Below are 22,077 nucleotides of genomic sequence, written 5' to 3' on the forward strand. Positions count from 1 at the left end.
ATCAAAAACCTTCAGGGTAAGGCATGCTTGGATCGCCGCATCGCTGAAACGCTGCTGGCGGCCGCGCTTGCCACCCGGTGGCGGCACCCAAACCATCTCTGGGTCAAACCAAATCTCAAGCGATCCGCGTCGCTTAAGCGCATCATTGTATGCCGACCAGTTCGTGCTCTTGTACTTTGTGGGGGACCAACTGCTCATACCTTCCAGCTATCACTCTGGATTCAAACAGTGAATCCTCAAACCGATTTGTGCAACAAAGCCCCACACAACAAGAACGGCAAGGTTCTGGATAAGCGTATTACAGACTTACTAACCACCCCTCTCTACGCGGGTTATGTGTGTAGTGAAGTCTATGAGCTGAACTGGCTGAAAGGCCAGCACGAGCCTCTGATTTCAATGGCGACTTTTGAAATGGTACACAAACACCTGAATGACACGGGCTATGCGCCTGCACGTGCGGATATTGGTGAAGACTTTGCACTGCGAGGCTTCGCAACCTGCGGCGATTGTGGAGCCAAGCTGCGCTCTTCTTGGTCGAAGGGGAAGACCAAGTATTACCCGTATTATCTGTGCCAGTCCAAGGGTTGTGAAAGCTATGGAAAATCGATCCCGCGTGACAAAATTGAAGGCTCGTTTGAAGAGGTCGTGAAGTCTCTGCAACCCAGCCCAACTTACATGGATTTAGCGAGGAAAATGTTCCAACGTGCATGGGAGGCACGTCTAGAACAAGCCAAAGATGCGGCGCGATCCGCCAAACGTAAGATCACGGAAACAGACACACAAATCGAAGCGCTGCTTTCGCGCATCATGCTTGCAAGCGATGAAACAATCATCGGCGCTTACGAAAAAAGGATCACAAAACTAGAAAGGTCAAAGGTGCTTATGGCTGAAAACCTCACAAAAACGCCGACAAAATCGAAGACCTACGAAGCATTCCTAGAACTCGCCCTGATTTTCCTCTCAAACCCTTGGAAAATATGGGAAAGCGGCGACAAAAATTTGCGCAGAATCGTCCTTGGATTGGGATTTTCTGGCGGATTTTCGTACCATCGAATTGATGGACCTAGAACACCCCAAATAGCGTTGCCTTTCAAGGCCTTAGGTGTGTTTTCAGGAGGTGCAAAAGTTAATGGTGCTGCTGGAGAGAATCGAACTCTCGACCTCTCCCTTACCAAGGGAGTGCTCTACCTCTGAGCTACAGCAGCGCCGGTGTGGGGGCTTCTAGGCATATTCGCTGAGGGATGCAAGAGGATCTGGACGGTTTTTTCCCACTAAGCTACAGAAGTTTTATGGCTGATCCGAAAACACCAAAAAAACAAGCTTCCGACGTCTCGCGCGATGACCGCTTGAAGGCGGCGTTGAAGGCAAATATGGCCCGCCGCAAGGCGCAAGCAAAGGCGCGTTCGTCGAAGAACGAGGACGCTACAGGCAAAACCGAAGGGTAGGACAAGACGATGGATTCGATTGTGGTGACGGGCAATGGCCCTTTGAATGGGCAGATTGAAATTGCAGGGGCCAAGAACGCCTGCCTGACTTTGATGCCTGCGACATTGCTGACAGAAGAGCCTTTGACGCTGACCAATGCGCCCCGTCTGAGCGATATCCGCACGATGACGGTTTTGCTGCAGTCGCTGGGCGCCGAAGTTTCGGCCTTGCAGGGCGGCAAAGTGCTGGCAATGTCCAGCCACGACATTCACAACCACACGGCCGAATATGACATCGTGCGCAAAATGCGCGCTTCTATCCTGGTGCTTGGCCCGATGCTGGCGCGTGATGGCCATGCGGTTGTGTCCTTGCCCGGAGGCTGCGCGATTGGTGCGCGCCCGGTGGATCTGCATCTAAAAGCGCTCGAAGCGCTTGGAGCGGAGTTGGAACTGAAAGACGGTTATGTGCATGCAAAGGCACCGGGTGGTCGTCTGAAGGGGGGCACAATTGACTTCCCGTTTGCTTCGGTCGGCGCGACGGAAAACGCCTTGCTGGCTGCGGTTCTGGCCAAGGGAACAACCGTCATCAACAATGCCGCGCGCGAGCCTGAGATCGTCGATCTGGTGCAATGTCTGCGCAAGATGGGCGCGCAGATCGAGGGCGAGGGTGCCTCAACTGTTATTGTGCAGGGGGTCGACCGGTTGAATGGCGCGACCCACCCGGTTGTGGCGGATCGGATTGAACTTGGCACCTATATGCTTGCCCCCGCTATCTGTGGCGGTCAGGTCGAGCTGTTGGGTGGCAGCATGGATCTGATTGGTGCCTTTGTTGAAAAACTGGAAGCAACCGGTGTGTCGGTCGAGGCCACGCAAAACGGTGTCATGGTGACACGCAAAAACGGCCGCGTTCAGGCGGTGGATGTAACAACCGAACCGTTTCCCGGCTTTCCCACCGACCTTCAGGCGCAGATGATGGCCTTGTTGTGCACCGCCGAAGGCACCAGCGTTCTGGAGGAGAAGATTTTCGAGAACCGCTTTATGCATGCCCCCGAGCTGATGCGGATGGGTGCGCAGATTGAAGTCTCTGGCGGCACCGCCACAGTGACCGGTGTTGAAAAACTGAAAGGTGCGCCGGTTATGGCCACCGATCTGCGGGCCTCGGTCTCGTTGATCCTGGCGGGACTTGCCGCCGAAGGAGAGACCCGTGTGAGCCGAGTGTACCATCTGGATCGCGGCTACGAGAAAGTCGTGCGCAAGCTGTCCGGCGTTGGGGCCCAGATAGAGCGGGTCAAGGATCTGTAATGGCGGACGCGACGTTTGAAGACGGGCGAGAGGCACCGCTGAACCTTGGTGCGTTGGACGTTGAGGACCTTGGGGTTTTGTCGACGCTGGCCCAGGATGCGGTGTTTCCAATGTCAGAGATGCGCTGGTTGCCGCGTGAGCATCGGTTTGCCATTCTTCTCAACCGGTTCCGTTGGGAGGATCAAGCAGCGGCTGAACAACGCGGCCGGTCTGTGGAACGGGTGCAGTCGCTGTTGGTCATCGACAATGTTCTGGGCGTGTCATCGCAAGGTGTTGATCGCACCGACCGGGACACGATCTGTTCGCTCTTGTCGATTGCGTTTGAAGAAACAGACGGCGGCGGATTTGTGCATCTGACCTTGGCCGGAGACGGAGGCCTTCGATTGAAGGTCGAGGCGCTGGAATTGACGCTCAAGGATGTCACCCGCCCCTATGGTGCCCCCTCGGGCAAGACCCCCGAACATCCCGAGTGATGCGCCGTGTTTGATACCATCTTGGTCTGGAAAAACGCCCTCACTGCTTGAGGATCGGATCGCGCCTCGCTATGCGGGGGCAAAGGAGAGCCGTCATGCCGGTATTTTTGAACACTTCGGATGCAAATTTCGAAACGCGGTTCACCGCTTTGCTAGGTGCCAAACGCGAAGACAGCCCGGATGTGGATGCCATCGTCGCCGAGATCATCGCGGATGTGCGTGCGCGTGGCGATGCGGCGGTGCTGGAGCTGACGGCCAAGTTCGACCGGCTTGACCTTGCGGCGGCGGATCTGCGTTTTAGCGAAGAAGAGATCGACCAGGCTATTGCGCAAGTGTCCGACAGTGACCGTGCCGCTCTGGAGCTAGCGGCCGAACGGATCCGGGCCTACCACATCCGGCAAATGCCCCGTGATGAACAATGGACGGACGATGCGGGCGCCACATTGGGCTGGCGCTGGTCTGCGGTGTCTGCGGCGGGTCTTTATGTTCCGGGCGGGCTTGCGACCTATCCCTCGTCGGTTTTGATGAATGCGATCCCGGCAAAGGTCGCAGGCGTCGACCGTCTGGCCATGACCGTTCCCACACCGGATGGAGAGGTCAACCCGCTGGTCCTGCTTGCGGCGCGTATCTCGCGCGTGGATGAGGTTTACCGTGTCGGTGGTGCGCAGGCGATCGCGGCACTGGCCTATGGGACCGAGACCATTCAGCCGGTTGATAAGATCACCGGGCCCGGCAATGCCTTTGTCGCGGCGGCCAAACGTCGGGTGTTTGGCAAGGTAGGCATCGATATGATTGCTGGCCCGTCCGAGATTCTGGTGATTGCGGACAAAGACAACACACCCGATTGGATCGCGCTTGATCTGCTGAGCCAGGCAGAACACGACGAAAGCGCGCAATCGTTGCTGATCACCGACGACGAAAACTTTGGTCGCGCGGTGGCTGACGCGGTGAACGCGCGGCTCGAAACGCTGGAGCGACGCGTCATCGCCGGTGCCAGCTGGCGTGACTATGGTGCGGTGATCACCGTGCGCGATCTGGATGAGGCGGCGGCATTGTCCAATCGGATTGCCCCGGAACACCTGGAGCTTTGCGTGGCGGATCCCGAAGCATTGAGCCAAAAGACGGTACACGCTGGTGCGATCTTCCTTGGTCAATTCACACCCGAAGCGATTGGTGACTACGTGGGCGGTCCGAACCACGTATTGCCAACGGCGCGTTCAGCGCGGTTCTCGTCTGGTCTGTCGGTGATGGACTTTTTGAAACGCACCACATTGAGCCAGATGACACCTGCCGCACTTGCCGCCATTGGCCCCGCAGCAGAAGCATTGGCGCAAAGCGAAAGCTTGGAAGCACATGGTCTTTCGGTGCGAGCGCGGTTGGACAGTTTGAACGGTTGATGATAGCGTTCCGGGAAATTTGCGGAAACTTACGACCTTGGATGGATTGTGCTGCACCGCAGCATAAGCTAATTACATAGGATCAGCTGTGCTGAGTGAAGGTCCATCAAGTGCTGAGGTCTATAAAATGAGCTACATCAGTCAAATTGAACTGGACGACCGGAATTTGCCCGCGCCCACGCCGGAAATCGCCCAAGAGCGCAAAGTGGCCATTTTCGACCTGATCGAGGAAAACAGTTTCGTCCTTCCCTCGCGTGACGGGCAAGAGATCCCCAATGGCCCCTATCATTTGGGCCTGGCGATCCGGGACAAACGTCTTGTTTTCGATCTGGATACCGAAGCCGGGCAAAAGGCGGCGGAATTCCATCTGTCGCTGTCGCCTTTTCGTCAGGTGGTCAAAGATTACTACCAGATCTGCGAAAGCTACTTTAACGCCGTGAAAAATTTACCGCCAAGTCAGATCGAAACCATCGACATGGCGCGCCGGGGCATCCACAATGAAGGAAGCCGCGTGCTGCAGGAACGTCTTGAAGGTAAAGCAGAGATCGACACTGATACTGCACGCCGCCTGTTTACGCTGATCTGTGTTTTGCATTTTGGAGCCTGACATTGGAGAAACTGCCGCATTCGGTCCTGTTTTGTTGTGACCACAACGCGGTCCGGTCCCCGATGGCAGAAGGGATCATGAAGAAATTCTATGGCGCCGGGACCTATGTTCAATCTGTCGGCGTCAAGAATGATATGGAGATCGACGGGTTTTCGATCACAGTTTGCCAGGAAATCAATGTTGAATTGGGGCGGCATCGCTCTCGCTCCTTTGATGAGATGGAGCAATGGGGCGATGATCTGTCGTCCTTTGATCTGGTGGTTGCCCTGTCGCCTGCCAGTCAGCGCCGCGCGCTGGAGCTCACCCGTTTTTTTCACCTTGATGTCGAATATTGGCCGATAATGGACCCTACTGGGCTAGGGGAAACGCGGGACGCCAAGTTAGAGATGTATCGCCAAACACGCGATCAGATCATCCAATGTCTTAAAAAACGTTGGGGCGAACCAAGGGAATTCGAATGAGCGACACCATCCAGCGCTATTTTGCGGCGTTCAATGCAGGGGACATCGACGGGATGTTGGCCTGCCTGTCCGATGACATTGCCCACCATGTAAACGAAGGCAAAATCCGGGTCGGCAAAGAGAAGTTTGCCGAATTCTGTGCCCACATGGACCGCTGCTACAAGGAAGAGCTGACCGATATGATCATCTTTCTCAACGCCGATGGGACACGGGCTGCGGCGGAATACATTGTCAACGGCACCTATTTGGCCACGGACGATGGCCTGCCAACCGCAAATGGACAGAACTATCGCCTGCCTGCTGGATCGTTCTTTGACCTTGCCGACGACAAAATCGCGCGGGTGACCACATATTACAATCTCTCCGAATGGATTGCACAGGTGAAATCCGGTGTCAGTCAAGATTGAGAGCCTGTCAGGGGCCGCGCTTGAACGCGCTTTGCCGGACCTTGCCCGTCTGAGGATCGCGGTTTTTCGCGCCTTTCCCTATTTGTATGATGGCTCGGATGAAAGCGAGCAGCACTACTTGCGCTCCTACAAAGATAAGACGCGCGCGGTTCTGGTAGCGGCCATCAGTGATGGAAAAATCGTCGGGGCTGCGACCGGTATGCCGCTTGCGGATCACGGCGATGCCAGCCAGCTGCATGGTGACGCCGGCGATACGGACGATATTTTCTATTGCGCCGAAAGCGTTCTGTTGCCCGAATACCGGGGCCAGGGCATTGGGCATGCGTTCTTTGACCACCGCGAAGAGTTCGCTCGTCAGCACGGGTTTGGCACCAGCGCATTTTGCGGTGTGATCCGGGCCCAAACCCATCCGATGCGCCCCGCAGAGTACCGACCCTTGGATGCGTTTTGGGGCAAACGCGGTTATGCGCCCATGCCGGGGGTGACCGCGCGGTTTTCCTGGGTCGATGTTGGGGACACTCAAGAGAGCACCAAGACGCTAAAGTTCTGGACGCGCAAACTCTAACACGCGCCCGCAATGCAGGAGGCTCAGGTGAAGATTGCGACATCCGCTTACCCGCTAGATTGGCTCGACAGTTGGAGCCAATACGAGGACAAGATCGCCGCTTGGGTTGCTGAGGCGGCCGGGCAGGGGGCCGATCTGCTGGTGTTCCCGGAATACGCGGCGATGGAGCTGTCAACGCTTGCGGGCAAGGAGGTCGCCGCCGATCTGGAACGCTCCATCCATGCGGTGTCCGAGTGGATGGAAGAGGCCAACGCCTTGCACGTAAAACTCGCAGCCGAGCATCGGGTTCATATTCTTGGCGCATCGGCTCCGGTGATGGCAGGCTTCCCACGTCCGGTGAACCGCGCGCAGCTGTTTACGCCACAGGGTCTGAGCGGTCACCAAGACAAACAAATCATGACCCGGTTCGAACGCGAAGATTGGGACATCGAGCCGGGTGATGGCCTGCGCCTGTTTGAGACCTCGCTTGGCAAAATTGGTGTGCTGATCTGCTACGACAGTGAGTTCCCATTGCTCGGACGGGCGCTGTCCGAGGCCGATGTCGTGCTGGTGCCAAGCTGCACAGAAGGGCTGGCCGGATACAGTCGTGTGCGCATTGGCGCGATGGCGCGCGCGTTAGAGAATCAATACGTCACCGCAATGTCTTCGATTGTTGGGACCGCGGATTGGTCCGAGGCTGTGGATATCAATACTGGGGCAGGCGGCATTTTCGCCCCCCCGGATCACGGGTTTCCGGACACCGGGGTCATCGCGCAGGGCGAATTGAACGTACCGGGTTGGACCTATGGTGATGTAAACTTGGAGCAAATTGACAAAGTGCGCGCCGATGGGGGTGTTTTGAACCGGCTCCACTGGCAAGAGCAGCCCGCGCGTATCAAAATGACCTCAAATATCAGCTTGGTGTGATTGCGCCCTTGAAAAAAAGGCAAAAAGCCCTCATTTAGGCCCACGTCCCGTAGATAGTGCGGGAAGTTGTGTAAAGGAGAGACCATGGCCAAGGAAGATACGCTCGAATTTCCCGGTGTCGTGAAGGAACTCCTGCCAAATGCGACGTTTCGGGTCGAGCTAGAAAACGGCCATGAGATCATCGCACATACGGCAGGCAAGATGCGCAAGAACCGCATCCGTGTTCTGGCAGGCGACAAAGTACAGGTGGAAATGACCCCCTATGACCTGACCAAAGGTCGGATCAACTACCGCTTCAAGTAAGCGCGATCCGAAATGGTGTTCAAAGCCCGGCCTGTGCCGGGCTTTTGTTTTTCGATGCACCCGCGTATCACAAATGCGACAATGAGTTTTGAGGACAAGATGGCGTTCATTCTCGGATCGGGCAGCCCGCGCAGGCTGGATTTGTTACGACAGTTGGGGGTCGAACCCTCGGCCGTCAGCCCTCCTGATGTGGATGAGGCACCGCTCAAATCCGAACTGCCGCGCCCCTATTGCACCCGTGTGACCCGCGCCAAGGTGGATGCGGTCACAGCCGCACCTGATGACGTGGTGCTTTGTGCTGATACCACTGTAGCCTTGGGCCGTCGCATTCTGGGCAAGCCCAAGGATGCTGGCCAGGCCGCTGAATACCTGTGGGCGCTGTCCGGGCGTCGCCACCGTGTGATCACTGCCGTGGCCGTGCGCAAAGGTGATCGGGTCTGGGAAACAGATGTGGTCAGCCAGGTGCGTATGAAACGCCTGTCTGACGAAGAGCTCAACGCCTATCTCGCCAGCAATGACTGGCAGGGCAAGGCGGGTGCTTATGCGATCCAAGGCCCGGCCGGGGCCTTTATCCCGTGGATCAGCGGGTCATTTACTGGAATCGTTGGCTTGCCCTTGGCCGAAACTGCAAATCTGCTGCGCGCTGCAGGCGTGCCAGTCTTTCAACAGGAGGCCGCCGAATGAAGGGCCGCTCAATCATCTTGGACCATCTGAACGAACGCGAGGCTGCTGCGCTGATCGTGGATGGGGTGTTGGAAGACTTCTACATCGAAAGTGACGCACCAGCACCGGGCACGATATATCGCGCCCGTGCGGATCGTCCTGTCAAAGGGCAGGGCGGTATGTTCCTTACCTCGCCTGACGGCCCCGCGTTTTTGCGGCAGGTAAAAGGGCTGGCACCTGGACAGATGATGCTGGTGCAGGTGACCGGATATGCCGAACCCGGCAAAGCCATCCCGGTCACACAAAAGCTCCTATTCAAAAGCCGTTACGCCATTGTGACGCCGGATGCGCCGGGGTTGAATATCTCGCGGTCGATCCGCGACGAAGACGAGCGTGACCGCCTGCTGGAGGTCGCCCACGACATCGCCGGAGAGCTGCCCTATGGGCTCATCCTGCGCTCCGCCTGCGCGGGCGTAGACCCGGATGATATCGCCGATGATATTCAGACCATGTGCAACCTTGCCACCCAAGTGTTGGATGATCCAGGCGAGGGACCCGAGGTGCTGTCAGAGGGCGATGGTCCGCATCTGCTGGCTTGGCGCGATTGGGTGGAACCCGCCACAATCGAAAGCACCCCCGGCGGATTTGAACGTCACGCGGTACTCGACGCATTGGATGTGGTTCAAGACATCCAAGAGCCCTTGTCCGGCGGCGCATTCTTGTTTGTGGAGCCCACACGCGCCTTTGTCGCTGTCGACGTCAATACGGGTCAAGACACCTCGCTCGCTGCCGGGATCAAAGCCAATATGGCCTGCGCCAAGGCATTGCCCCGCGTGCTACGTGTGCGTGGCCTGGGCGGGCAGATCGTGCTGGACCTGGCGCCTATGCCGAAAAAGGACCGCCGCGCCTTTGAGGCTACCCTGCGTGCAAGCCTGAAGTCCGACGGTGAAGAGACGATCATGGTCGGCTGGACCAACCTTGGACATTTCGAACTGCAACGTAAACGCGGGCGCACACCGGTGCAGGAGCTTCTGCCATGAGCTGCCCGAATTGCGGCGAAGACACCGTGGCAACCTACCGGCCATTCTGTTCCCGTCGCTGTGCGGATATTGACCTCGCAAAGTGGATGAACGGGGCCTACGCAATGCCCAGTCAAGACCCGCAAGATGTTGAAGACGCTCTGCACATTTTGGAAAACTCACCACCGCCGGAACAAAGTTGAAAAACTTGTAAAATCCCTCTGGACACTCCCCGTGGGACCGCATAGAACGCCCCCACCCAAGGCGAGATGCCTTCCCGTGCCCGGGTAGCTCAGGGGTAGAGCAGTGGATTGAAAATCCTCGTGTCGGTGGTTCGATTCCGCCCCCGGGCACCATTTAACTCCCTGAAAAATAAATGGTTTTTACTCATTGAACTTGAACTCCTTGTCAGGGTTTGACGGTTTTTTCTGTGGGTTTGACAATTTTGCTTTTTGGGCGCGGCGCTCATATTCTCCTTCCCAGGCTTGCATTGTCTTTTTGTTCTTTCGGGCCAGCGCGGCGTTCTTCGAATAGTGCAGCCCCATGACCTTCGAGTCTTGCGCGAGCAAATCAGAAATCTCTCGCTCGTCTTGCCCAGCCTCACGCAGCCAGGTTGCCATGGTGTGGCGCAGCCCCTTTGGGGTTAGTCCCGGGGCAACCTTGCCAGCCTTTTCATGCTTTATCCGAAGCCGCTGCCAAGCGCTGGCAAAGCCATCGTAGGTCCAAGGCGTGCCTTTTGAACTCGCAAGCAGCGTTTCTGCATCGTGTGCCGGTGCCATTGCTAGTTCGATCTCAAGAATGCTGCTGATTGGGATTGCAGCGCCAACATTGGTCTTGTTTCGGCCTTTCCATATGATCCCGTCATTTTCCTGATCTTTACGAAACTCGAGCGCGTCGCTTGGATCTTGACCCGTACAGAATATCATTGCGAGCGCTGCCCGCAGCTGAGGGGATGCGGCTTCAAGAACTGTTTGAACCTCTTCGAAAGTCCACGTTCTGTATGCTTCCGGGGTGTCTTTGGGGCGCGGTTTCCTGATGACATCTTCTGCAAAGTTCTTAGAGATTAAGCCTTTGGGAATGCAGAACTTAAAGACCTGTATAAGGAAATTACGGACGCGATTTGCCTTATCCCAGCTGTGTTTCTTAGCGAGCTTGTCATGGATGGCAGCAAGAAGTGGCGTGTTGATAGAGGAAACCGGAGTGTCCAGAATTGGCTTCAATACCTCGGCGCACATTCGATATTCCCGCTTGGTTGCTTTGGAGCGCTCCAGGAAATGCGCTTCAGCGAAATAAACCGCGATCAGGCCGCCAAGTGTTCCTGGTTTCGGTTGAATCTGCTTCAAGGCCAAAGCTGCTGCCGAAATTCTGGCGCAATCTGCGAAAAACTCAGCAGAGCCAAGCGGAGATTTTTGTAGATCAACCTTTTGGTTGGTGCTGCGATGATTGCACCGCATTTGTCCATGCCTGTCGGCGAAAATCTTAAACCCCTTAACGCGCACTAAGGTCATCACAAGCGATCCAAAATTGCGCTTTGAGATGCCGTCTCTAGTCCGGCCTTCAGATCGTCAAGCCACTTGTCCAAGTCGGTTCGATCATATTGCTTGTATTTCGGTGGAATGAGTACTGGCTGTACCGGGCAGAATGACTTGAAATGTTTGACAGCTAACCCGCAGTAATGGGCAGCCTCGGCAGCGTTCATCATGCGTTAAATCGCTGGTGTGTCATGATCAACCGCCCTTTTTCAGAGAGGCCGCGCCCGCGTCGATGTGGGTCGCCAACTCGGCAATGGTGGCCGGGCAAAACCCAAAAAGTGGCGCGGATTCATATTCGGCAGCTGCCACAAAACGTTCTAAACGGGGCTCGCTGTCTGTAACCACACCCCGCGCCCCGTTTGGGTCCAGTCGATAGACCACGAACGCCCCAGGACCTCTCGTCAAGGCCGCTTCGATTTTGTCCGGGGCGTCGCGTAGGAGGCCTAAGGCGTCATGTTGTTCGACACCCGCACAATGGATTTCGCGAGTCAGTACCGCCAAACAAGCCGCAACGACGTGCCCTCCCGGCAAATTTGCGGTGCAAATCGCCTGCCGGGTAACAGTGCGTGGCACGCCCGTGACGCACTTGTCCCATAATGCTTCCTTCCAGTCCAAAAGCAGATCGCACCATCAAATTATGGGATCAAACACCTAGGACGAGCACTCTGGCGAAAGTTGACCGGATATCACCGCAGAAGCCGCGCAGAGACGAAAATGCACTGCGTCAAACTACTCGGCCAAAGCCTCATGGCGCGGGACTTCGACCGGCAAGTTGCCGAGCTCCAAGTCCGGATCGCTGTGTTCAACCGCTACACCGTTTTTGGCATACCTATCACAGAGCCCGTAGGATAAATCCGTCCGGGGAAAGGGGATATCCGTTCAAACCCCGATTTGTGCAACAAAGCCATGTGTTGTCACAAGGTAAACTGCGGTTTGAAGGACGGCTAGGGCAGTTGAAAACGGATCTCTCGATCCTCGAACGTGCTTATCTGGGCGTCTAAAGCGCTGCGATCTTGGTGAGGCACTTGTGCAGGATGGCGTGTTCCTCGGCCGTGAAATCTGACATCATTTCCAGATCGAAGCGGGCTGCCTCTTTATACAGATCTTTGAACACCTTCTTGCCTGCTTCGGTCAGGCGAAGCGTTTCAAGGCGACGATCTTCGGCCTGCTCTCTGCGCAGCAAATAGCGCTTGTCTTCTAACGCGGACACAGCGCGGCTGACCTTGGTTTTGTGGATGCGCGCACGTTCGCAGATTTCCTTGGCAGTCAGTGGACCATAGCGGCCCAGATGAAACAGCACGCGCCATTCGGTGCGCAGCATGCCATAGCGATCTTTGTAATAGGCTTGAAACCCCGCGCTTGAGGTTTCAGCCGCGAGGTTCAGTAAATAGGGCGTAAAATCTTTGAGATCAAAATCGGTCATTCCCCAATTCTACGGGAATTAGTTACGGAAGCAACCAGAAAAAATCAGACGCGTACGTCGATTTCTACAGGGGCTCTTTCAATCCGCAGCGCGGCTTTGTTGCACAAATCGTGTGAGGGTCGGACGTCGCCTTTTCCCAGAGGGACTTATCCTACGGCCTCTGTGAGAAGTACGCCAAGGGCCGTGTATTGATTGAGGACGGCGATGCGGATTGGGATCTCCGCGACCTGCCTGTCGAAGTCCTTGGCCATCAGCGATTGACCGAGCAGTTTTATACAGTGCATCTTGGTTTCGACACGGCTTCGGCGGTGGTATCCGCCGGAGCCGTCGCCACAGAGTGCGGCCTAGAAACCGCTGCGCATTGACGGCCTCGTTTCGGGCGGAGGCCGGCGCTTGTGGGCTTCCATGGCTTGGCATTCTTGCGCGGTGGGCTGACAGCATGGGCATTGCGAGCGGCAATCGCCTCGTGACATTTTCGAGTGTCATACGCCCCATCTGCTGTGACACTGCCGATGTTCTGATCGGGTGGAATTTGATCCAGCAATTCTGGCAGCTTCGGCGCATCACCAATATCGCAGGTGGTGACCTCGCCCCTCGGCAGATTTCTACGCAATCGCCTGTCGGGCAATGGGACGGCAAAGGGTGCTAAAATCAGGTGCCGCCCAGTCCAGTCCGACCAGTCAGCAGGCTTTGCACAAAGCCAGTGGTCTGCCGTAATGGGAGCCCGAACAGGACCTTCAAAGTCAGGCACGCCTATCGCCGCGTCGCTGAAACTCTGTTATCGACCGCGCTTGCCGCTTGGCGGTGGCACCCAGGCCATCGCTGGGTCAAACCAAATCGACAGCGATCCGCGTAGCTTCAAACTGTCATTGTAAGACGACCAATTTGTGGTCTTGTACTTCGTTGGGGCCCAGCTGCTCATGCCTTCAGCTATCATGCTGGTTTCACAACATGAATCCCCTCAACCGATTTGTGCAACAAAGCCCCGTTGATCCCGCCGACCTTGATCGGATCGCCAGAGGCTGCTTCGCCTTTGTTTAAACCGCAGTTGGCGCCGTGCCCGTCAGCGGCGGCAGTGGTTGCAAATGCGGACAGACACAGCGATTCCATCCCTGTTGCGAGGGTGATGAAGTTTCGTTGTTTTCTCCTGTTGGATTTCTTGTGGGGGCCGGTGGGCGCGTCTTACGACGTGCCGTCAATGACCTTATCGATGTATTCTACTTCGCTGATCAAGCCACCGGCCTTTTCCGCCTTGCCTTGATCGTCGGGGTGCAGGAATGCTGCAAAGGTTCGATCCGGTTCCATGCGGGGAAGGGCTGTTTGCCTTCGGCGTCAGGGACATAGACCGAATGTTCTTCGACTCGTTTATGCTTGTGGGTCATCCGGGCGCAGTGTTGAAATGCGCGGGTCACTTTGACCTTAGCCACCATGTTGCAGCCGGGCAAATGAGCCATGAACTCAGAGTCTTTCGATATCGTTGCATCACCCTGAATTCGGATGCGCCACGGTGTTACAAAGTCCATGAACAGCATGCCAATCTTGCTGGCCGCATCGATGTTGCCCATCGAAAGCCACATACCGTTGCCGTCATAGTTCGGGAAAACCAACGTATTGTCGCCCACATGTTTCACAAAGCCGACCGGACCACCTTTGTAGCTGACCGTTGGTTCGCCGTCCGCTGTCACCGTGGTTAGGAAAAAGTAGTCGCGGCTTTCGATATAGTCGATGTGGCAATCCTCAAGCTCATCGCGGACGATGGCACCGACAACGGCGAGGACTAGTTTGTCGTGACCGTTTTCAGCCTGTAATTTGCGTTGCGCGTCTGTATAGAACTCCTTTGGGTTCGACACTGCGGGTTCTTGATCTGACATGTCTACCTCCCTTTATCCCCCGGGCTGGCCCCGTGGTGGCGGGGCCAGCAGCGCACTTTATTCAGGGGCTTCCAGCTCGGTGTTAGTAGCGGCTTCTGTCACTTCTTCTCAGCCTGATGCGTCGTCAAAGTTCACGACTGCGCTTTGCTTTTTGCGGTTGATCAGCAGGCGGGTGCTGTCGCGCTTGGCATAGTGGCCCGAAGGGTCAGCGGCAGCCTTGGCATAGCCGATCATGTGCAGATCAATGTCGGCATACATGATGCCTTCTTGATCGTGCGGGATGTGTTCTGCCAACTCGGACCCATCTGGTCCAAAGATGCGCGTGTGACCCCCGCCAACAGGTAGCATTGCTTCCATGTCTTTGTTGCCGTCGCAAAGCATGTCCTGCAGTTCTTTCGTGACCAGCGAACAAGGTGCGACCACAAAGCAAGAGCCTTCGACCGCGTAAAGCATAGATGCGCCGTTGTTGACCTCTGGGCCCAATGCATAGGCCATGTGTTTGTAAAGATGTAGGTCCGGCCAGGCGGCAACGTGGATCTGTTCGTTTTGAGCATACATTGCATAGTTTGACAGCGGCTGAAGGTGCTCCCAGTAGGTCTGCAGACCAACGCGACCGATTTTGGTCTGCACGACGTTCAGGTCAGACCCGTCGCCTTCACCGTAGGCAGTGCGCTCAACATGGGGTGGCTTCAGCTTGCGGCGGCGATTCACAACCTCACCGGTTTCATCAAAGTGCCACTGCGCGATGTAAAGCGACCCGCCGTCTCGTTCGGAACAGCCGATAGACAGCTGGATGTTGTTGTCGCGGCAAGCTTTGGCAAGGCGTGCTTCCTGTTCGCTGCCTGCTTCGATAGAGTTGTCGAAGTAGCGACCCACGAACTGCATTTGCCAAGCAACAGGGCCCATCCAGATGTGATTTGGGTAGCCCGGCAGCCATGTTTCGCTGAACGCGACAAGGTTGGCGCCATTCTGTGCTGTCAATTTCGCGCGTTGCTGGCCTGTCCCACACGGTTGATCGGCGCAAGCGCGATATTCGCAGCGCCTCTGACGCGTACTTCTTACTTAGCCTGCAAACCGCCGAATCGTCGCGTGTCACTCAGTTCGGAAAGACCGCTCTTTTGTGTCCCGGCGACATGGCGCTTTATACAAGCACCGATCCGTACAGCCTCGATCTATCCGATGATTTCAGTCAAACGGTGGTTCAATTGCCCGCCGCCAAACTGATTGATCGCCTGCCAAATGCCAAATGCCGAAAGCCTGGCCGCCCGCACCATCGACGGGCAAAGCGGTATCGGGAAGTTGGTGCGTGAGAACATTCTGGCGTTTTCTGAACATGTGAACACCCCGAACCCGATGTTGCAGAACCTGTTGCAAGATACACTGATGGATCTGATCGCCACCGGTCTTGCGTCGGAAAGTGCCGATAAGGTGGTACTATCGTCGCCCGAACAGCACGTGCTGTTGCGCGCCAAATCTTTCATCCGCAGTAACTTGGGCAATCCTGATCTGGATCGCAAAATGGTCGCGGATGAGATCAATATGTCCGTGCGCTGCGTGGGCAAGATTTTTGCAAAAGAGGACGTGACCCTCAGCACCTATATCCGTCAGAAACGGCTAGAGGCCGTTGCGCAGAACCTGCGCGACACCCGCTTTGCGCATCAGTCGATCAGTGAGATCGCGTTCCGGCATGGCTTTTCGAATTTGCAGAGCTTTTCGACTTTCTTCCGCAATCAGAACGGCCAAAGTCCGCGTGCTTATCGCAACGCTGCTGTGTAAGCGGAGGCAAGAACTGCTGCAACCGCTGTGGTGATGCCTTGGCGCAATTCCTGATCGGAAATGCCAGCCCGTGCGCGGAACACCAACCCTTGTCGCAGATCAAACAACAGCCGCGCCTGATCGGCTGACGGGAAGTCAGCGGGCAGGGTGCCGCGTGCTTTTTCCAGATCAAAGCGCGCTTGGATGCGGGCGTCGGTCCCTTTGATCGCGTCTTGCAACAGGTTCGCTGCACCCTTCACATTCCCTGCACTTGTCGACACGCATGAGGCCAGAAAGCAACCTTTGGCCCCGCTCGGGTGCGATGTGGAATAGTTAATGACAGCGCCAAGGAATACGGTGACCGCATCCTTAATGTCAGCTTCGCGTTCCAACGCGACCAGCGGTTCGCAGGCGTCATCATTGGCGTAGTGGTCGATGGCTTCTAGGTACAAACCGGCCTTGTCACCAAACTCTGCATACAGGCTGGGGCTGTTGATTCCCATCGCATCTGTCAGCAATTTCATCGACGCGCCGTCATAACCTTTTGTCCAGAACACACCTATTGCATCTTCAACCGCTTGATGACGGTCGAATTTCTTGGGGCGTCCAACTTTTTTTGTATCATTCATTACAAAAACCTTGACGATAGATCACCGATGTAATTTATAACGACCGACACAAAATGCAAGGACTATCAAAATGACTTCACAAAAACTCTCCGCTGGTAGCGCGTTTCAGGTGACAGATGTTGCGCAATTGGGCGGGGGCACTTTGTCCCTTGGCACGCCCTTGGGCGGTAACGATTGGCAGATGGTTGTGGTCTATCGTGGCAAGCATTGCCCGAAGTGCACCAGCTATCTGAAAGACCTGAATACGCTGCTGCCCGACTTCCACGCGCTTGGCATTGATGTGGTCGCAGTATCCGCTGACACCGAGGACAAGGCGCGTGATCAGATGGCGTTGGTCGAACCGAAATTCCTGGTTGGTTATGATCTGAGCATTGCGCAGATGCATGACCTAGGTCTTTACGTGTCCAACCCGCGGTCCGCGCAGGAAACCGATCGTCCCTTCGCCGAACCGGGCATCTTCGTCATTAACGCCGATGGCGCGTTGCAACTGATCGACATCTCAAACGCACCCTTCGCCCGTCCTGACCTGAAAACCCTGCTGGGCGGTTTGCGGTTCGTGCGCAATCCCGACAACAACTACCCGATCCGCGGCACCCACGCTGCTTAACCCTGAACCGAAAGGAGCCCTCCCATGGCACCTGATACTAGTCCCGAAGCCGATGTGCGCCAAGCCATCGACGATCTGATCCAGACAGCGACGACATATGATGTCGCCACGCTCGACCGGATTTATCACGACGACCTGCATGTTGTGATGATCGACCACGAACACAATCTGAACACCGCCAATAAAGAAGCATTCAAAGGTCTGTTCGCTTCCAAACGTGACGCCGGTGATCAGCCGATGAACACATGGGCCAAGTTCCACAGCATCGACGTGAATGGCGACAAAGCCCATGTTCTGTTGTCCCGCAAAAACGATCTGAGCGGCGTGAACATGGACCTGACCCTGAGCATTGATCTGACGTTCCAAGATGCCCGCTGGCAAGTGCTGCGCGAAGTGATCTTCCTCAAGCCTGAAGCTGCCTAAACCCAACCCACATTCTTAACCTACCTTAGAAAGGACAAGGCCATGCGCTTGTTATCCTCCCTGAAGGGCTTTGCCCTCGCCACGTTGATTGCCACAACTGTTCTGGCCGCCGATGACATCCGAATGGCTGAATTCGAAGCTTACAACGACCGTTACAATGAAATCATCGCGAACTATGATCTTGAGGCTTTCATGAACCTCTACAATGACTCTCCTTTGTGGATCGAACCCGACAAAGCCCCGATTGCGGGTCTTGAAGTTCCTGGCGGTACCTTCGGCTTTATCGTCCAGAACGAAGGTGCGCTGACGCATACGTTTGATGAGCTGAAGATTTCGGATGACGGATCGCAGGCCGTCATGATCGGCACCTACGCGCTGGACATTGAAAAAGTCGGGGCGAAGGCCGAAGGCACATATCTTTTCGTTCTCGAACGCAATGGCGACAGCTGGGACATCGTTGTCGACATGTTCAACCAGCACGCAGCTGAATAAATCCTATTGGGCTGACCTCCCATTGCCTCATGGACCAGACCCCGTGCACGCCCGTCGTGCGCGGGGTTTTTCGTTTGTTGATACGTGCCCAAAAGAATCTGCAAAATGAGGTCATTTTTTGCTTGTTAGTTACAAGTACAACCATTAATTTATGCTTAGTTGCAAAGGAAACCAATATGAGCACGCATGCTGAATTCCCCACCCTGACGTCCGCTGCCACCCCTTTTGGCACAACGGCAGGCTACATGCCGGGCTTTGGCAATGATTTCGAGACCGAGGCGCTGCCAGGTGCTCTGCCCCAAGGCATGAACTCACCCCAGAAAGTGAACTATGGTTTGTACGGGGAACAGCTGTCCGGCACCGCCTTTACCGCCCCAAGCCACCAGAATGAACGCACGTGGTGCTATCGCATTCGTCCATCCGTGAAGCACACGCATCGCTTTGAAAGGATCGACCTGCCGCTTTGGAAATCCGCGCCGCATGTGGACCCGGATGTGACATCGCTCGGCCAATATCGCTGGGATCCTGTGCCGCATACGGAAGAAGAGCTGACATGGCTGACCGGCATGCGCACGATGACAACTGCGGGTGACGTGAACACGCAGGTCGGCATGGCCAGCCACGTCTATCTGGTCACCGAAAGCATGCAGGATGCGTACTTCTATTCAGCGGACTCAGAACTGTTGGTCGTCCCGCAAGAGGGCCGCCTACGCTTTGCTACAGAACTCGGCGTCATTGATATCGAACCGCAAGAGATCGCCGTCATCCCGCGCGGTCTTGTCTACCGTGTCGAAGTGCTCGACGGCCCGTGCCGTGGTTTTGTCTGCGAAAACTACGGCCAAAAGTTTGAACTACCGGGCAGGGGGCCAATTGGTGCCAACTGCATGGCGAACCCACGCGACTTCAAAACGCCTGTAGCGGCGTTTGAGGACCGCGAATTGCCCTCAACTGTCACGGTCAAATGGGCGGGCCAGTTCCACGAAACCAAAATCGGACACTCGCCTTTAGATGTGGTCGCATGGCACGGGAATTATGCGCCGGTGAAGTACGACCTGCGCACCTATTGCCCGGTCGGTGCGATCCTGTTCGATCACCCGGACCCCTCGATTTTCACCGTCCTCACCGCTCCTTCAGGCGTCGAAGGCACCGCAAACATTGACTTCGTTCTGTTCCGCGACCGCTGGATGGTCGCCGAAGATACGTTCCGCCCGCCATGGTATCATAAGAACGTCATGTCCGAACTTATGGGAAATATATACGGCATCTACGACGCCAAGCCCAAAGGCTTTGTCCCCGGCGGTATGTCCTTGCACAACATGATGCTGCCGCACGGCCCGGATAAAAACGCCTTTGAAGGGGCCAGTAACGCAGAGCTGGGGCCAGAATATCTGGCCAACACAATGAGCTTTATGTTCGAAACCCGCTTCCCGCAGCACCTAACGGGATTTGCCGCCAAAGACGCGCCATTGCAGGACGATTACATCGACTGCTGGGCCGACATTGAAAAGAAATTCGACGGAACAGCTGGAAAGAAATAGACACATGCCACTGATGAAAAGCTGGGTCGCTTCGGCTAATACCGCCGACACGTCCTTTCCCCTGAACAACCTGCCGTATGGTGTATTCTCTGTCGGTGACAACGAACCGCGCTGCGGCGTTGCGATCGGCGACATGATTTTGGACATGTCACGCTGCGAGGCTGCGGGTCTGATTACTCTTGACGCCGACGGCGCGTTCGATCTGCCGTTCTGGAACGACGTGATAGAACTGGGCGCGGATGTCTGGGCGGCGTTGCGCGCACGGTTGATTGAATTGCTCTCCGAAGGGTCCGCGCATGAAGCCGACGTAAAAGAACACCTCGCCCCCATGGCAGATGCTACGATGCACATGCCGTTTCTGGTCGGTGAATTCACCGATTTCTATGCAGGTAAGCACCACGCCATGAACGTCGGCACCATGTTCCGCGGCCCCGAAAACGCGCTGCCCCCTAACTGGCTGCACATCCCCATCGGTTACAACGGGCGCGCCTCTACGGTTGTGGTCTCGGGAACCGACATCACCCGCCCGAACGGGCAAACCAAAGCGCCCGACGCGGATATCCCGTCCTTTGGACCCTGCAAACGGCTCGATATCGAACTTGAAATGGGCGCGATCATCGGCGGCACCACGCAGATGGGCCAACCGATCAGCGTGCAGGAAGCGGACGATCTGATCTTCGGTTACGTGCTGCTGAACGACTGGTCCGCGCGCGATATCCAAGCGTGGGAATACCAGCCGCTTGGTCCATTTCAGGCCAAGGCCTTCGCCACGTCCATCAGCCCTTGGATCGTGACCAAAGACGCGCTGGAACCCTTCCGCGCCTCGACACCCGCGCGCGAAAAAGACCTGCTGCTCTACCTGCGCGAACCCGGCCCGATGCTGTACGACATCGACCTAGAGGTCACGATGGCCCCCGCAGGCAAAGCCGCCAGCACCATCGCACGCACGAATTACAACCTGATGTACTACTCAGCCGCACAACAACTGACACATCACGCATCCTCTGGTTGCGCGATGACAGCGGGCGATCTGATCGGCTCCGGCACGATCTCTGGCCCCGAAAAGTCCGAGCGGGGGAGCTTGCTGGAACTGACATGGGGCGGCAAAGAACCCATGACGCTCGACACTGGTGAAACGCGTAGTTTCATCGAAGACGGCGACACGATGACCTTGAAAGGGGCCGCCAAAGGCGACGGCTACCAGATCGGCTTTGGCACCTGCGTCGGCACCATCAAACCGGCTGTGAAATTCCCTTAGTATCATCTTGCCCAAAATACTGCCGCCGGAGGCTCCTCCGCGCGCAAAAAGGACCAAACTCATGGCAAAAGCATTCGCATCACAAGGCGACCTGACCGAAAAGAAAATCACCTTTGACGAGGTGGGGCGCGACCTTTGGGCGTTCACCGCCGAGGGTGACCCGAACTCTGGCATCATCATCGGCGATGAAAGCGTCATGATCGTTGAGGCGCAGGCGACACCCCGCTTGGCCGAAAAGGTCATTGAGCGCGTTCGGTCGGTGACGGACAAACCCATCAGCCATCTCGTGCTGACCCACTACCACGCCGTGCGCGTGTTGGGGGCTTCCGCCTACGGTGCCGACCAAATCATCATGTCCGACGTCGCCCGCGGCATGGTCGAAGAGCGTGGCCAAGAGGATTGGGACAGCGAATTCCAACGCTTCCCCCGTCTGTTCGAAGGCTATGAGTCCATCCCCGGCCTGACCTACCCAACCACCACATTCAGGGACAGTATGTCCGTTTACCTTGGCAAACGTCGTGTCGATATCAAACATATCGGACGTGCCCACACAGCCGGTGATGCGATCATCCATGTCCCGGATGAGAATGTCATGTTCACCGGTGACATCGTCGAAGACCACTCTGCCTGCTATTGTGGCGACGGGTACTTCGTTGACTGGGGCGGGACGCTTGATCGGATCAAAGCCTACGACGTCGACGCCATCGCACCCGGTCGCGGTGACGCGCTGGTCGGCAAGGACGCGGTGGAACGCGCGATTGAATCAACCCGCGACTTCGTTGACAGCACATATGCGCCCGCCGCCCGGGTTGCGGCCCGTGGCGGCTCGCTGAAAGAAGCATGGGACGCCGTGCGCGCCTCCTGCGATCCGAAATTCAAGGACTACGCGATTTACGAACACTGCCTACCGTTCAACGTTTCGCGCGCTTACGACGAAGCCCGCGGCATCGCCCACCCCCGTATCTGGACCGACAAGCGCGATCTGGAAATGTGGGATGCGCTTCAAGGCTAATCACCGAACA

The 22,077-nt window shown here is 56.3% G+C and carries 28 protein-coding genes, 2 tRNA genes and 3 pseudogenes; 24 read left to right on the forward strand and 9 right to left on the reverse strand.

Annotated elements, in window-relative coordinates; translation table 11 throughout:
* Positions 1-198 (reverse strand): transposase (locus KMP13_RS12230; protein ID WP_215266176.1); only part of this gene is annotated, 198 nt, incomplete at its 3' end.
* A gap of 213 nt (positions 199-411) precedes the next feature.
* Here KMP13_RS12230 and KMP13_RS20515 point away from each other — a divergent pair.
* Positions 412-636: pseudogene (locus KMP13_RS20515) on the forward strand (zinc ribbon domain-containing protein); the annotation flags it as partial.
* A 494-nt stretch (positions 637-1,130) separates the two neighbouring features.
* On the opposite strand, the gene KMP13_RS12240 reads toward KMP13_RS20515, so the two are convergent.
* Positions 1,131-1,205 (reverse strand) — tRNA-Thr (locus tag KMP13_RS12240).
* Between the two features lie 84 nt (positions 1,206-1,289).
* Here KMP13_RS12240 and KMP13_RS12245 point away from each other — a divergent pair.
* The 14 genes from KMP13_RS12245 (at position 1,290) to KMP13_RS12310 (ending at position 9,883) form a co-directional block, all read left to right on the forward strand.
* Positions 1,290-1,445: a hypothetical protein gene (locus tag KMP13_RS12245; RefSeq protein ID WP_215266137.1), complete on the forward strand. Its 156-nt coding sequence runs from the start codon at positions 1,290-1,292 to the stop codon at positions 1,443-1,445.
* A 9-nt stretch (positions 1,446-1,454) separates the two neighbouring features.
* Complete coding sequence (gene murA, locus KMP13_RS12250) at positions 1,455-2,726, forward strand: UDP-N-acetylglucosamine 1-carboxyvinyltransferase (protein ID WP_215266138.1); 1,272 nt, start codon at positions 1,455-1,457, stop codon at positions 2,724-2,726.
* Entirely contained in the window at positions 2,726-3,199 is a 474-nt protein-coding gene (locus KMP13_RS12255) for a DUF2948 family protein (RefSeq protein ID WP_215266139.1), read from the forward strand. The genes murA and KMP13_RS12255 overlap by 1 nt, the downstream gene beginning before the upstream one ends.
* 95 nt (positions 3,200-3,294) lie before the next feature.
* A complete protein-coding gene (gene hisD, locus KMP13_RS12260; protein WP_215266140.1) occupies positions 3,295-4,596 on the forward strand; it encodes a histidinol dehydrogenase in 1,302 nt (433 codons plus the stop codon).
* 127 nt (positions 4,597-4,723) lie between these two features.
* Entirely contained in the window at positions 4,724-5,203 is a 480-nt protein-coding gene (locus KMP13_RS12265; protein ID WP_215266141.1) for a UPF0262 family protein, read from the forward strand.
* A 2-nt stretch (positions 5,204-5,205) separates the two neighbouring features.
* Positions 5,206-5,664: a low molecular weight phosphatase family protein gene (locus KMP13_RS12270; RefSeq protein WP_215266142.1), complete on the forward strand. Its 459-nt coding sequence runs from the start codon at positions 5,206-5,208 to the stop codon at positions 5,662-5,664.
* On the forward strand, positions 5,661-6,071 hold the full coding sequence (locus tag KMP13_RS12275; protein WP_215266143.1) for a ketosteroid isomerase-related protein: 411 nt from the start codon (positions 5,661-5,663) through the stop codon (positions 6,069-6,071). Before KMP13_RS12270 ends, KMP13_RS12275 begins: the two co-directional genes overlap by 4 nt.
* Positions 6,055-6,636, forward strand: coding sequence for a GNAT family N-acetyltransferase (locus KMP13_RS12280; RefSeq protein ID WP_215266144.1), 582 nt, complete (start codon positions 6,055-6,057; stop codon positions 6,634-6,636). The genes KMP13_RS12275 and KMP13_RS12280 overlap by 17 nt, the downstream gene beginning before the upstream one ends.
* Positions 6,637-6,663: 27 nt before the next feature.
* Positions 6,664-7,542 carry a carbon-nitrogen hydrolase family protein gene (locus KMP13_RS12285; protein ID WP_215266145.1) on the forward strand — a complete coding sequence of 293 codons (879 nt, stop codon included), beginning with the start codon at positions 6,664-6,666 and terminating at the stop codon, positions 7,540-7,542.
* 84 nt (positions 7,543-7,626) lie between these two features.
* Positions 7,627-7,845 (forward strand): translation initiation factor IF-1, encoded by a 219-nt coding sequence (gene infA, locus KMP13_RS12290; RefSeq protein WP_005978431.1) that lies wholly within the window; start codon positions 7,627-7,629, stop codon positions 7,843-7,845.
* A gap of 99 nt (positions 7,846-7,944) precedes the next feature.
* Positions 7,945-8,529: a Maf family protein gene (locus KMP13_RS12295; RefSeq protein WP_215266146.1), complete on the forward strand. Its 585-nt coding sequence runs from the start codon at positions 7,945-7,947 to the stop codon at positions 8,527-8,529.
* Entirely contained in the window at positions 8,526-9,548 is a 1,023-nt protein-coding gene (locus tag KMP13_RS12300; RefSeq protein WP_215266147.1) for a ribonuclease E/G, read from the forward strand. The genes KMP13_RS12295 and KMP13_RS12300 overlap by 4 nt, the downstream gene beginning before the upstream one ends.
* On the forward strand, positions 9,545-9,730 hold the full coding sequence (locus KMP13_RS12305; protein WP_215266148.1) for a DNA gyrase inhibitor YacG: 186 nt from the start codon (positions 9,545-9,547) through the stop codon (positions 9,728-9,730). The genes KMP13_RS12300 and KMP13_RS12305 overlap by 4 nt, the downstream gene beginning before the upstream one ends.
* Positions 9,731-9,808: 78 nt before the next feature.
* Positions 9,809-9,883, forward strand: a tRNA-Phe gene (locus tag KMP13_RS12310).
* Between the two features lie 27 nt (positions 9,884-9,910).
* On the opposite strand, the gene KMP13_RS12315 is transcribed toward KMP13_RS12310, so the two are convergent.
* Together KMP13_RS12315 and KMP13_RS12320 are read right to left on the reverse strand one after the other, a co-directional pair.
* Positions 9,911-11,035: a tyrosine-type recombinase/integrase gene (locus tag KMP13_RS12315; RefSeq protein ID WP_215266149.1), complete on the reverse strand. Its 1,125-nt coding sequence runs from the start codon at positions 11,033-11,035 to the stop codon at positions 9,911-9,913.
* A gap of 219 nt (positions 11,036-11,254) precedes the next feature.
* Complete coding sequence (locus KMP13_RS12320; protein ID WP_215266150.1) at positions 11,255-11,560, reverse strand: hypothetical protein; 306 nt, start codon at positions 11,558-11,560, stop codon at positions 11,255-11,257.
* A gap of 144 nt (positions 11,561-11,704) precedes the next feature.
* On the opposite strand from KMP13_RS12320, the pseudogene KMP13_RS12325 reads away from it, so the two are divergent.
* Positions 11,705-11,911 (forward strand): annotated as a pseudogene (locus tag KMP13_RS12325) (IS5/IS1182 family transposase); the annotation flags it as partial.
* A gap of 145 nt (positions 11,912-12,056) precedes the next feature.
* Here KMP13_RS12325 and KMP13_RS12330 read toward each other — a convergent pair.
* The 4 genes and pseudogenes from KMP13_RS12330 to KMP13_RS12345 form a co-directional block, all read right to left on the reverse strand.
* Positions 12,057-12,482 carry a MarR family winged helix-turn-helix transcriptional regulator gene (locus KMP13_RS12330; RefSeq protein WP_215266151.1) on the reverse strand — a complete coding sequence of 142 codons (426 nt, stop codon included), beginning with the start codon at positions 12,480-12,482 and terminating at the stop codon, positions 12,057-12,059.
* A gap of 146 nt (positions 12,483-12,628) precedes the next feature.
* Positions 12,629-13,404 (reverse strand): annotated as a pseudogene (locus tag KMP13_RS12335) (IS5 family transposase).
* 307 nt (positions 13,405-13,711) lie between these two features.
* On the reverse strand, positions 13,712-14,353 hold the full coding sequence (locus tag KMP13_RS12340) for a pyridoxamine 5'-phosphate oxidase family protein (protein ID WP_215266152.1): 642 nt from the start codon (positions 14,351-14,353) through the stop codon (positions 13,712-13,714).
* 108 nt (positions 14,354-14,461) lie between these two features.
* The gene (locus KMP13_RS12345) at positions 14,462-15,334 is read right to left on the reverse strand and encodes a carbon-nitrogen hydrolase family protein (RefSeq protein WP_215266153.1); all 873 of its coding nucleotides are present in this window, start codon (positions 15,332-15,334) and stop codon (positions 14,462-14,464) included.
* Between KMP13_RS12345 and KMP13_RS20940 the strand changes: the two genes are divergently transcribed.
* Both KMP13_RS20940 and KMP13_RS12355 read left to right on the forward strand, forming a co-directional pair.
* Complete coding sequence (locus KMP13_RS20940) at positions 15,325-15,663, forward strand: hypothetical protein (RefSeq protein WP_215266154.1); 339 nt, start codon at positions 15,325-15,327, stop codon at positions 15,661-15,663. The two genes, KMP13_RS12345 and KMP13_RS20940, sit on opposite strands and share 10 nt — an antisense overlap.
* Positions 15,593-16,129 carry a helix-turn-helix transcriptional regulator gene (locus KMP13_RS12355; protein WP_215266155.1) on the forward strand — a complete coding sequence of 179 codons (537 nt, stop codon included), beginning with the start codon at positions 15,593-15,595 and terminating at the stop codon, positions 16,127-16,129. The genes KMP13_RS20940 and KMP13_RS12355 overlap by 71 nt, the downstream gene beginning before the upstream one ends.
* On the opposite strand, the gene KMP13_RS12360 is transcribed toward KMP13_RS12355, so the two are convergent.
* A complete protein-coding gene (locus KMP13_RS12360; RefSeq protein WP_215266156.1) occupies positions 16,108-16,737 on the reverse strand; it encodes a TetR/AcrR family transcriptional regulator in 630 nt (209 codons plus the stop codon). The genes KMP13_RS12355 and KMP13_RS12360 overlap by 22 nt on opposite strands.
* A gap of 70 nt (positions 16,738-16,807) precedes the next feature.
* On the opposite strand from KMP13_RS12360, the gene KMP13_RS12365 reads away from it, so the two are divergent.
* The 6 genes from KMP13_RS12365 (at position 16,808) to KMP13_RS12390 (ending at position 22,067) form a co-directional block, all read left to right on the forward strand.
* The gene (locus KMP13_RS12365; RefSeq protein WP_215266157.1) at positions 16,808-17,344 is read left to right on the forward strand and encodes a peroxiredoxin-like family protein; all 537 of its coding nucleotides are present in this window, start codon (positions 16,808-16,810) and stop codon (positions 17,342-17,344) included.
* A 24-nt stretch (positions 17,345-17,368) separates the two neighbouring features.
* Positions 17,369-17,767, forward strand: coding sequence for a nuclear transport factor 2 family protein (locus KMP13_RS12370; RefSeq protein WP_215266158.1), 399 nt, complete (start codon positions 17,369-17,371; stop codon positions 17,765-17,767).
* A gap of 42 nt (positions 17,768-17,809) precedes the next feature.
* Positions 17,810-18,259 (forward strand): YybH family protein, encoded by a 450-nt coding sequence (locus KMP13_RS12375; protein WP_215266159.1) that lies wholly within the window; start codon positions 17,810-17,812, stop codon positions 18,257-18,259.
* A gap of 176 nt (positions 18,260-18,435) precedes the next feature.
* The gene (hmgA, locus tag KMP13_RS12380) at positions 18,436-19,797 is read left to right on the forward strand and encodes a homogentisate 1,2-dioxygenase (RefSeq protein WP_215266160.1); all 1,362 of its coding nucleotides are present in this window, start codon (positions 18,436-18,438) and stop codon (positions 19,795-19,797) included.
* Between the two features lie 4 nt (positions 19,798-19,801).
* Positions 19,802-21,055: a fumarylacetoacetase gene (gene fahA / locus KMP13_RS12385; protein ID WP_215266161.1), complete on the forward strand. Its 1,254-nt coding sequence runs from the start codon at positions 19,802-19,804 to the stop codon at positions 21,053-21,055.
* A gap of 61 nt (positions 21,056-21,116) precedes the next feature.
* The gene (locus KMP13_RS12390) at positions 21,117-22,067 is read left to right on the forward strand and encodes an MBL fold metallo-hydrolase (protein WP_215266162.1); all 951 of its coding nucleotides are present in this window, start codon (positions 21,117-21,119) and stop codon (positions 22,065-22,067) included.
* Positions 22,068-22,077: the final 10 nt, after the last annotated feature.

It is taken from the genome of Epibacterium ulvae, from assembly GCF_018678075.1.
GTDB lineage: Bacteria > Pseudomonadota > Alphaproteobacteria > Rhodobacterales > Rhodobacteraceae > Epibacterium > Epibacterium ulvae_A.

Excerpts from the sequence above, each read along its gene's own strand:
- KMP13_RS12245 (WP_215266137.1), top strand. The coding sequence starts at position 1,290 with ATGGCTGATCCGAAAACACCAAAAAAACAAGCTTCCGACGTCTCGCGC.
- murA (WP_215266138.1), top strand. The coding sequence starts at position 1,455 with ATGGATTCGATTGTGGTGACGGGCAATGGCCCTTTGAATGGGCAGATT.
- KMP13_RS12255 (WP_215266139.1), top strand. The coding sequence starts at position 2,726 with ATGGCGGACGCGACGTTTGAAGACGGGCGAGAGGCACCGCTGAACCTT.
- hisD (WP_215266140.1), top strand. The coding sequence starts at position 3,295 with ATGCCGGTATTTTTGAACACTTCGGATGCAAATTTCGAAACGCGGTTC.
- KMP13_RS12265 (WP_215266141.1), top strand. The coding sequence starts at position 4,724 with ATGAGCTACATCAGTCAAATTGAACTGGACGACCGGAATTTGCCCGCG.
- KMP13_RS12275 (WP_215266143.1), top strand. The coding sequence starts at position 5,661 with ATGAGCGACACCATCCAGCGCTATTTTGCGGCGTTCAATGCAGGGGAC.
- infA (WP_005978431.1), top strand. The coding sequence starts at position 7,627 with ATGGCCAAGGAAGATACGCTCGAATTTCCCGGTGTCGTGAAGGAACTC.
- KMP13_RS12295 (WP_215266146.1), top strand. The coding sequence starts at position 7,945 with ATGGCGTTCATTCTCGGATCGGGCAGCCCGCGCAGGCTGGATTTGTTA.
- KMP13_RS12300 (WP_215266147.1), top strand. The coding sequence starts at position 8,526 with ATGAAGGGCCGCTCAATCATCTTGGACCATCTGAACGAACGCGAGGCT.
- KMP13_RS12305 (WP_215266148.1), top strand. The coding sequence starts at position 9,545 with ATGAGCTGCCCGAATTGCGGCGAAGACACCGTGGCAACCTACCGGCCA.
- KMP13_RS12315 (WP_215266149.1), bottom strand. The coding sequence starts at position 11,035 with ATGACCTTAGTGCGCGTTAAGGGGTTTAAGATTTTCGCCGACAGGCAT.
- KMP13_RS12330 (WP_215266151.1), bottom strand. The coding sequence starts at position 12,482 with ATGACCGATTTTGATCTCAAAGATTTTACGCCCTATTTACTGAACCTC.
- KMP13_RS12340 (WP_215266152.1), bottom strand. The coding sequence starts at position 14,353 with ATGTCAGATCAAGAACCCGCAGTGTCGAACCCAAAGGAGTTCTATACA.
- KMP13_RS12355 (WP_215266155.1), top strand. The coding sequence starts at position 15,593 with ATGCCAAATGCCGAAAGCCTGGCCGCCCGCACCATCGACGGGCAAAGC.
- KMP13_RS12360 (WP_215266156.1), bottom strand. The coding sequence starts at position 16,737 with ATGAATGATACAAAAAAAGTTGGACGCCCCAAGAAATTCGACCGTCAT.
- KMP13_RS12365 (WP_215266157.1), top strand. The coding sequence starts at position 16,808 with ATGACTTCACAAAAACTCTCCGCTGGTAGCGCGTTTCAGGTGACAGAT.
- KMP13_RS12370 (WP_215266158.1), top strand. The coding sequence starts at position 17,369 with ATGGCACCTGATACTAGTCCCGAAGCCGATGTGCGCCAAGCCATCGAC.
- KMP13_RS12375 (WP_215266159.1), top strand. The coding sequence starts at position 17,810 with ATGCGCTTGTTATCCTCCCTGAAGGGCTTTGCCCTCGCCACGTTGATT.
- hmgA (WP_215266160.1), top strand. The coding sequence starts at position 18,436 with ATGAGCACGCATGCTGAATTCCCCACCCTGACGTCCGCTGCCACCCCT.
- fahA (WP_215266161.1), top strand. The coding sequence starts at position 19,802 with ATGCCACTGATGAAAAGCTGGGTCGCTTCGGCTAATACCGCCGACACG.
- KMP13_RS12390 (WP_215266162.1), top strand. The coding sequence starts at position 21,117 with ATGGCAAAAGCATTCGCATCACAAGGCGACCTGACCGAAAAGAAAATC.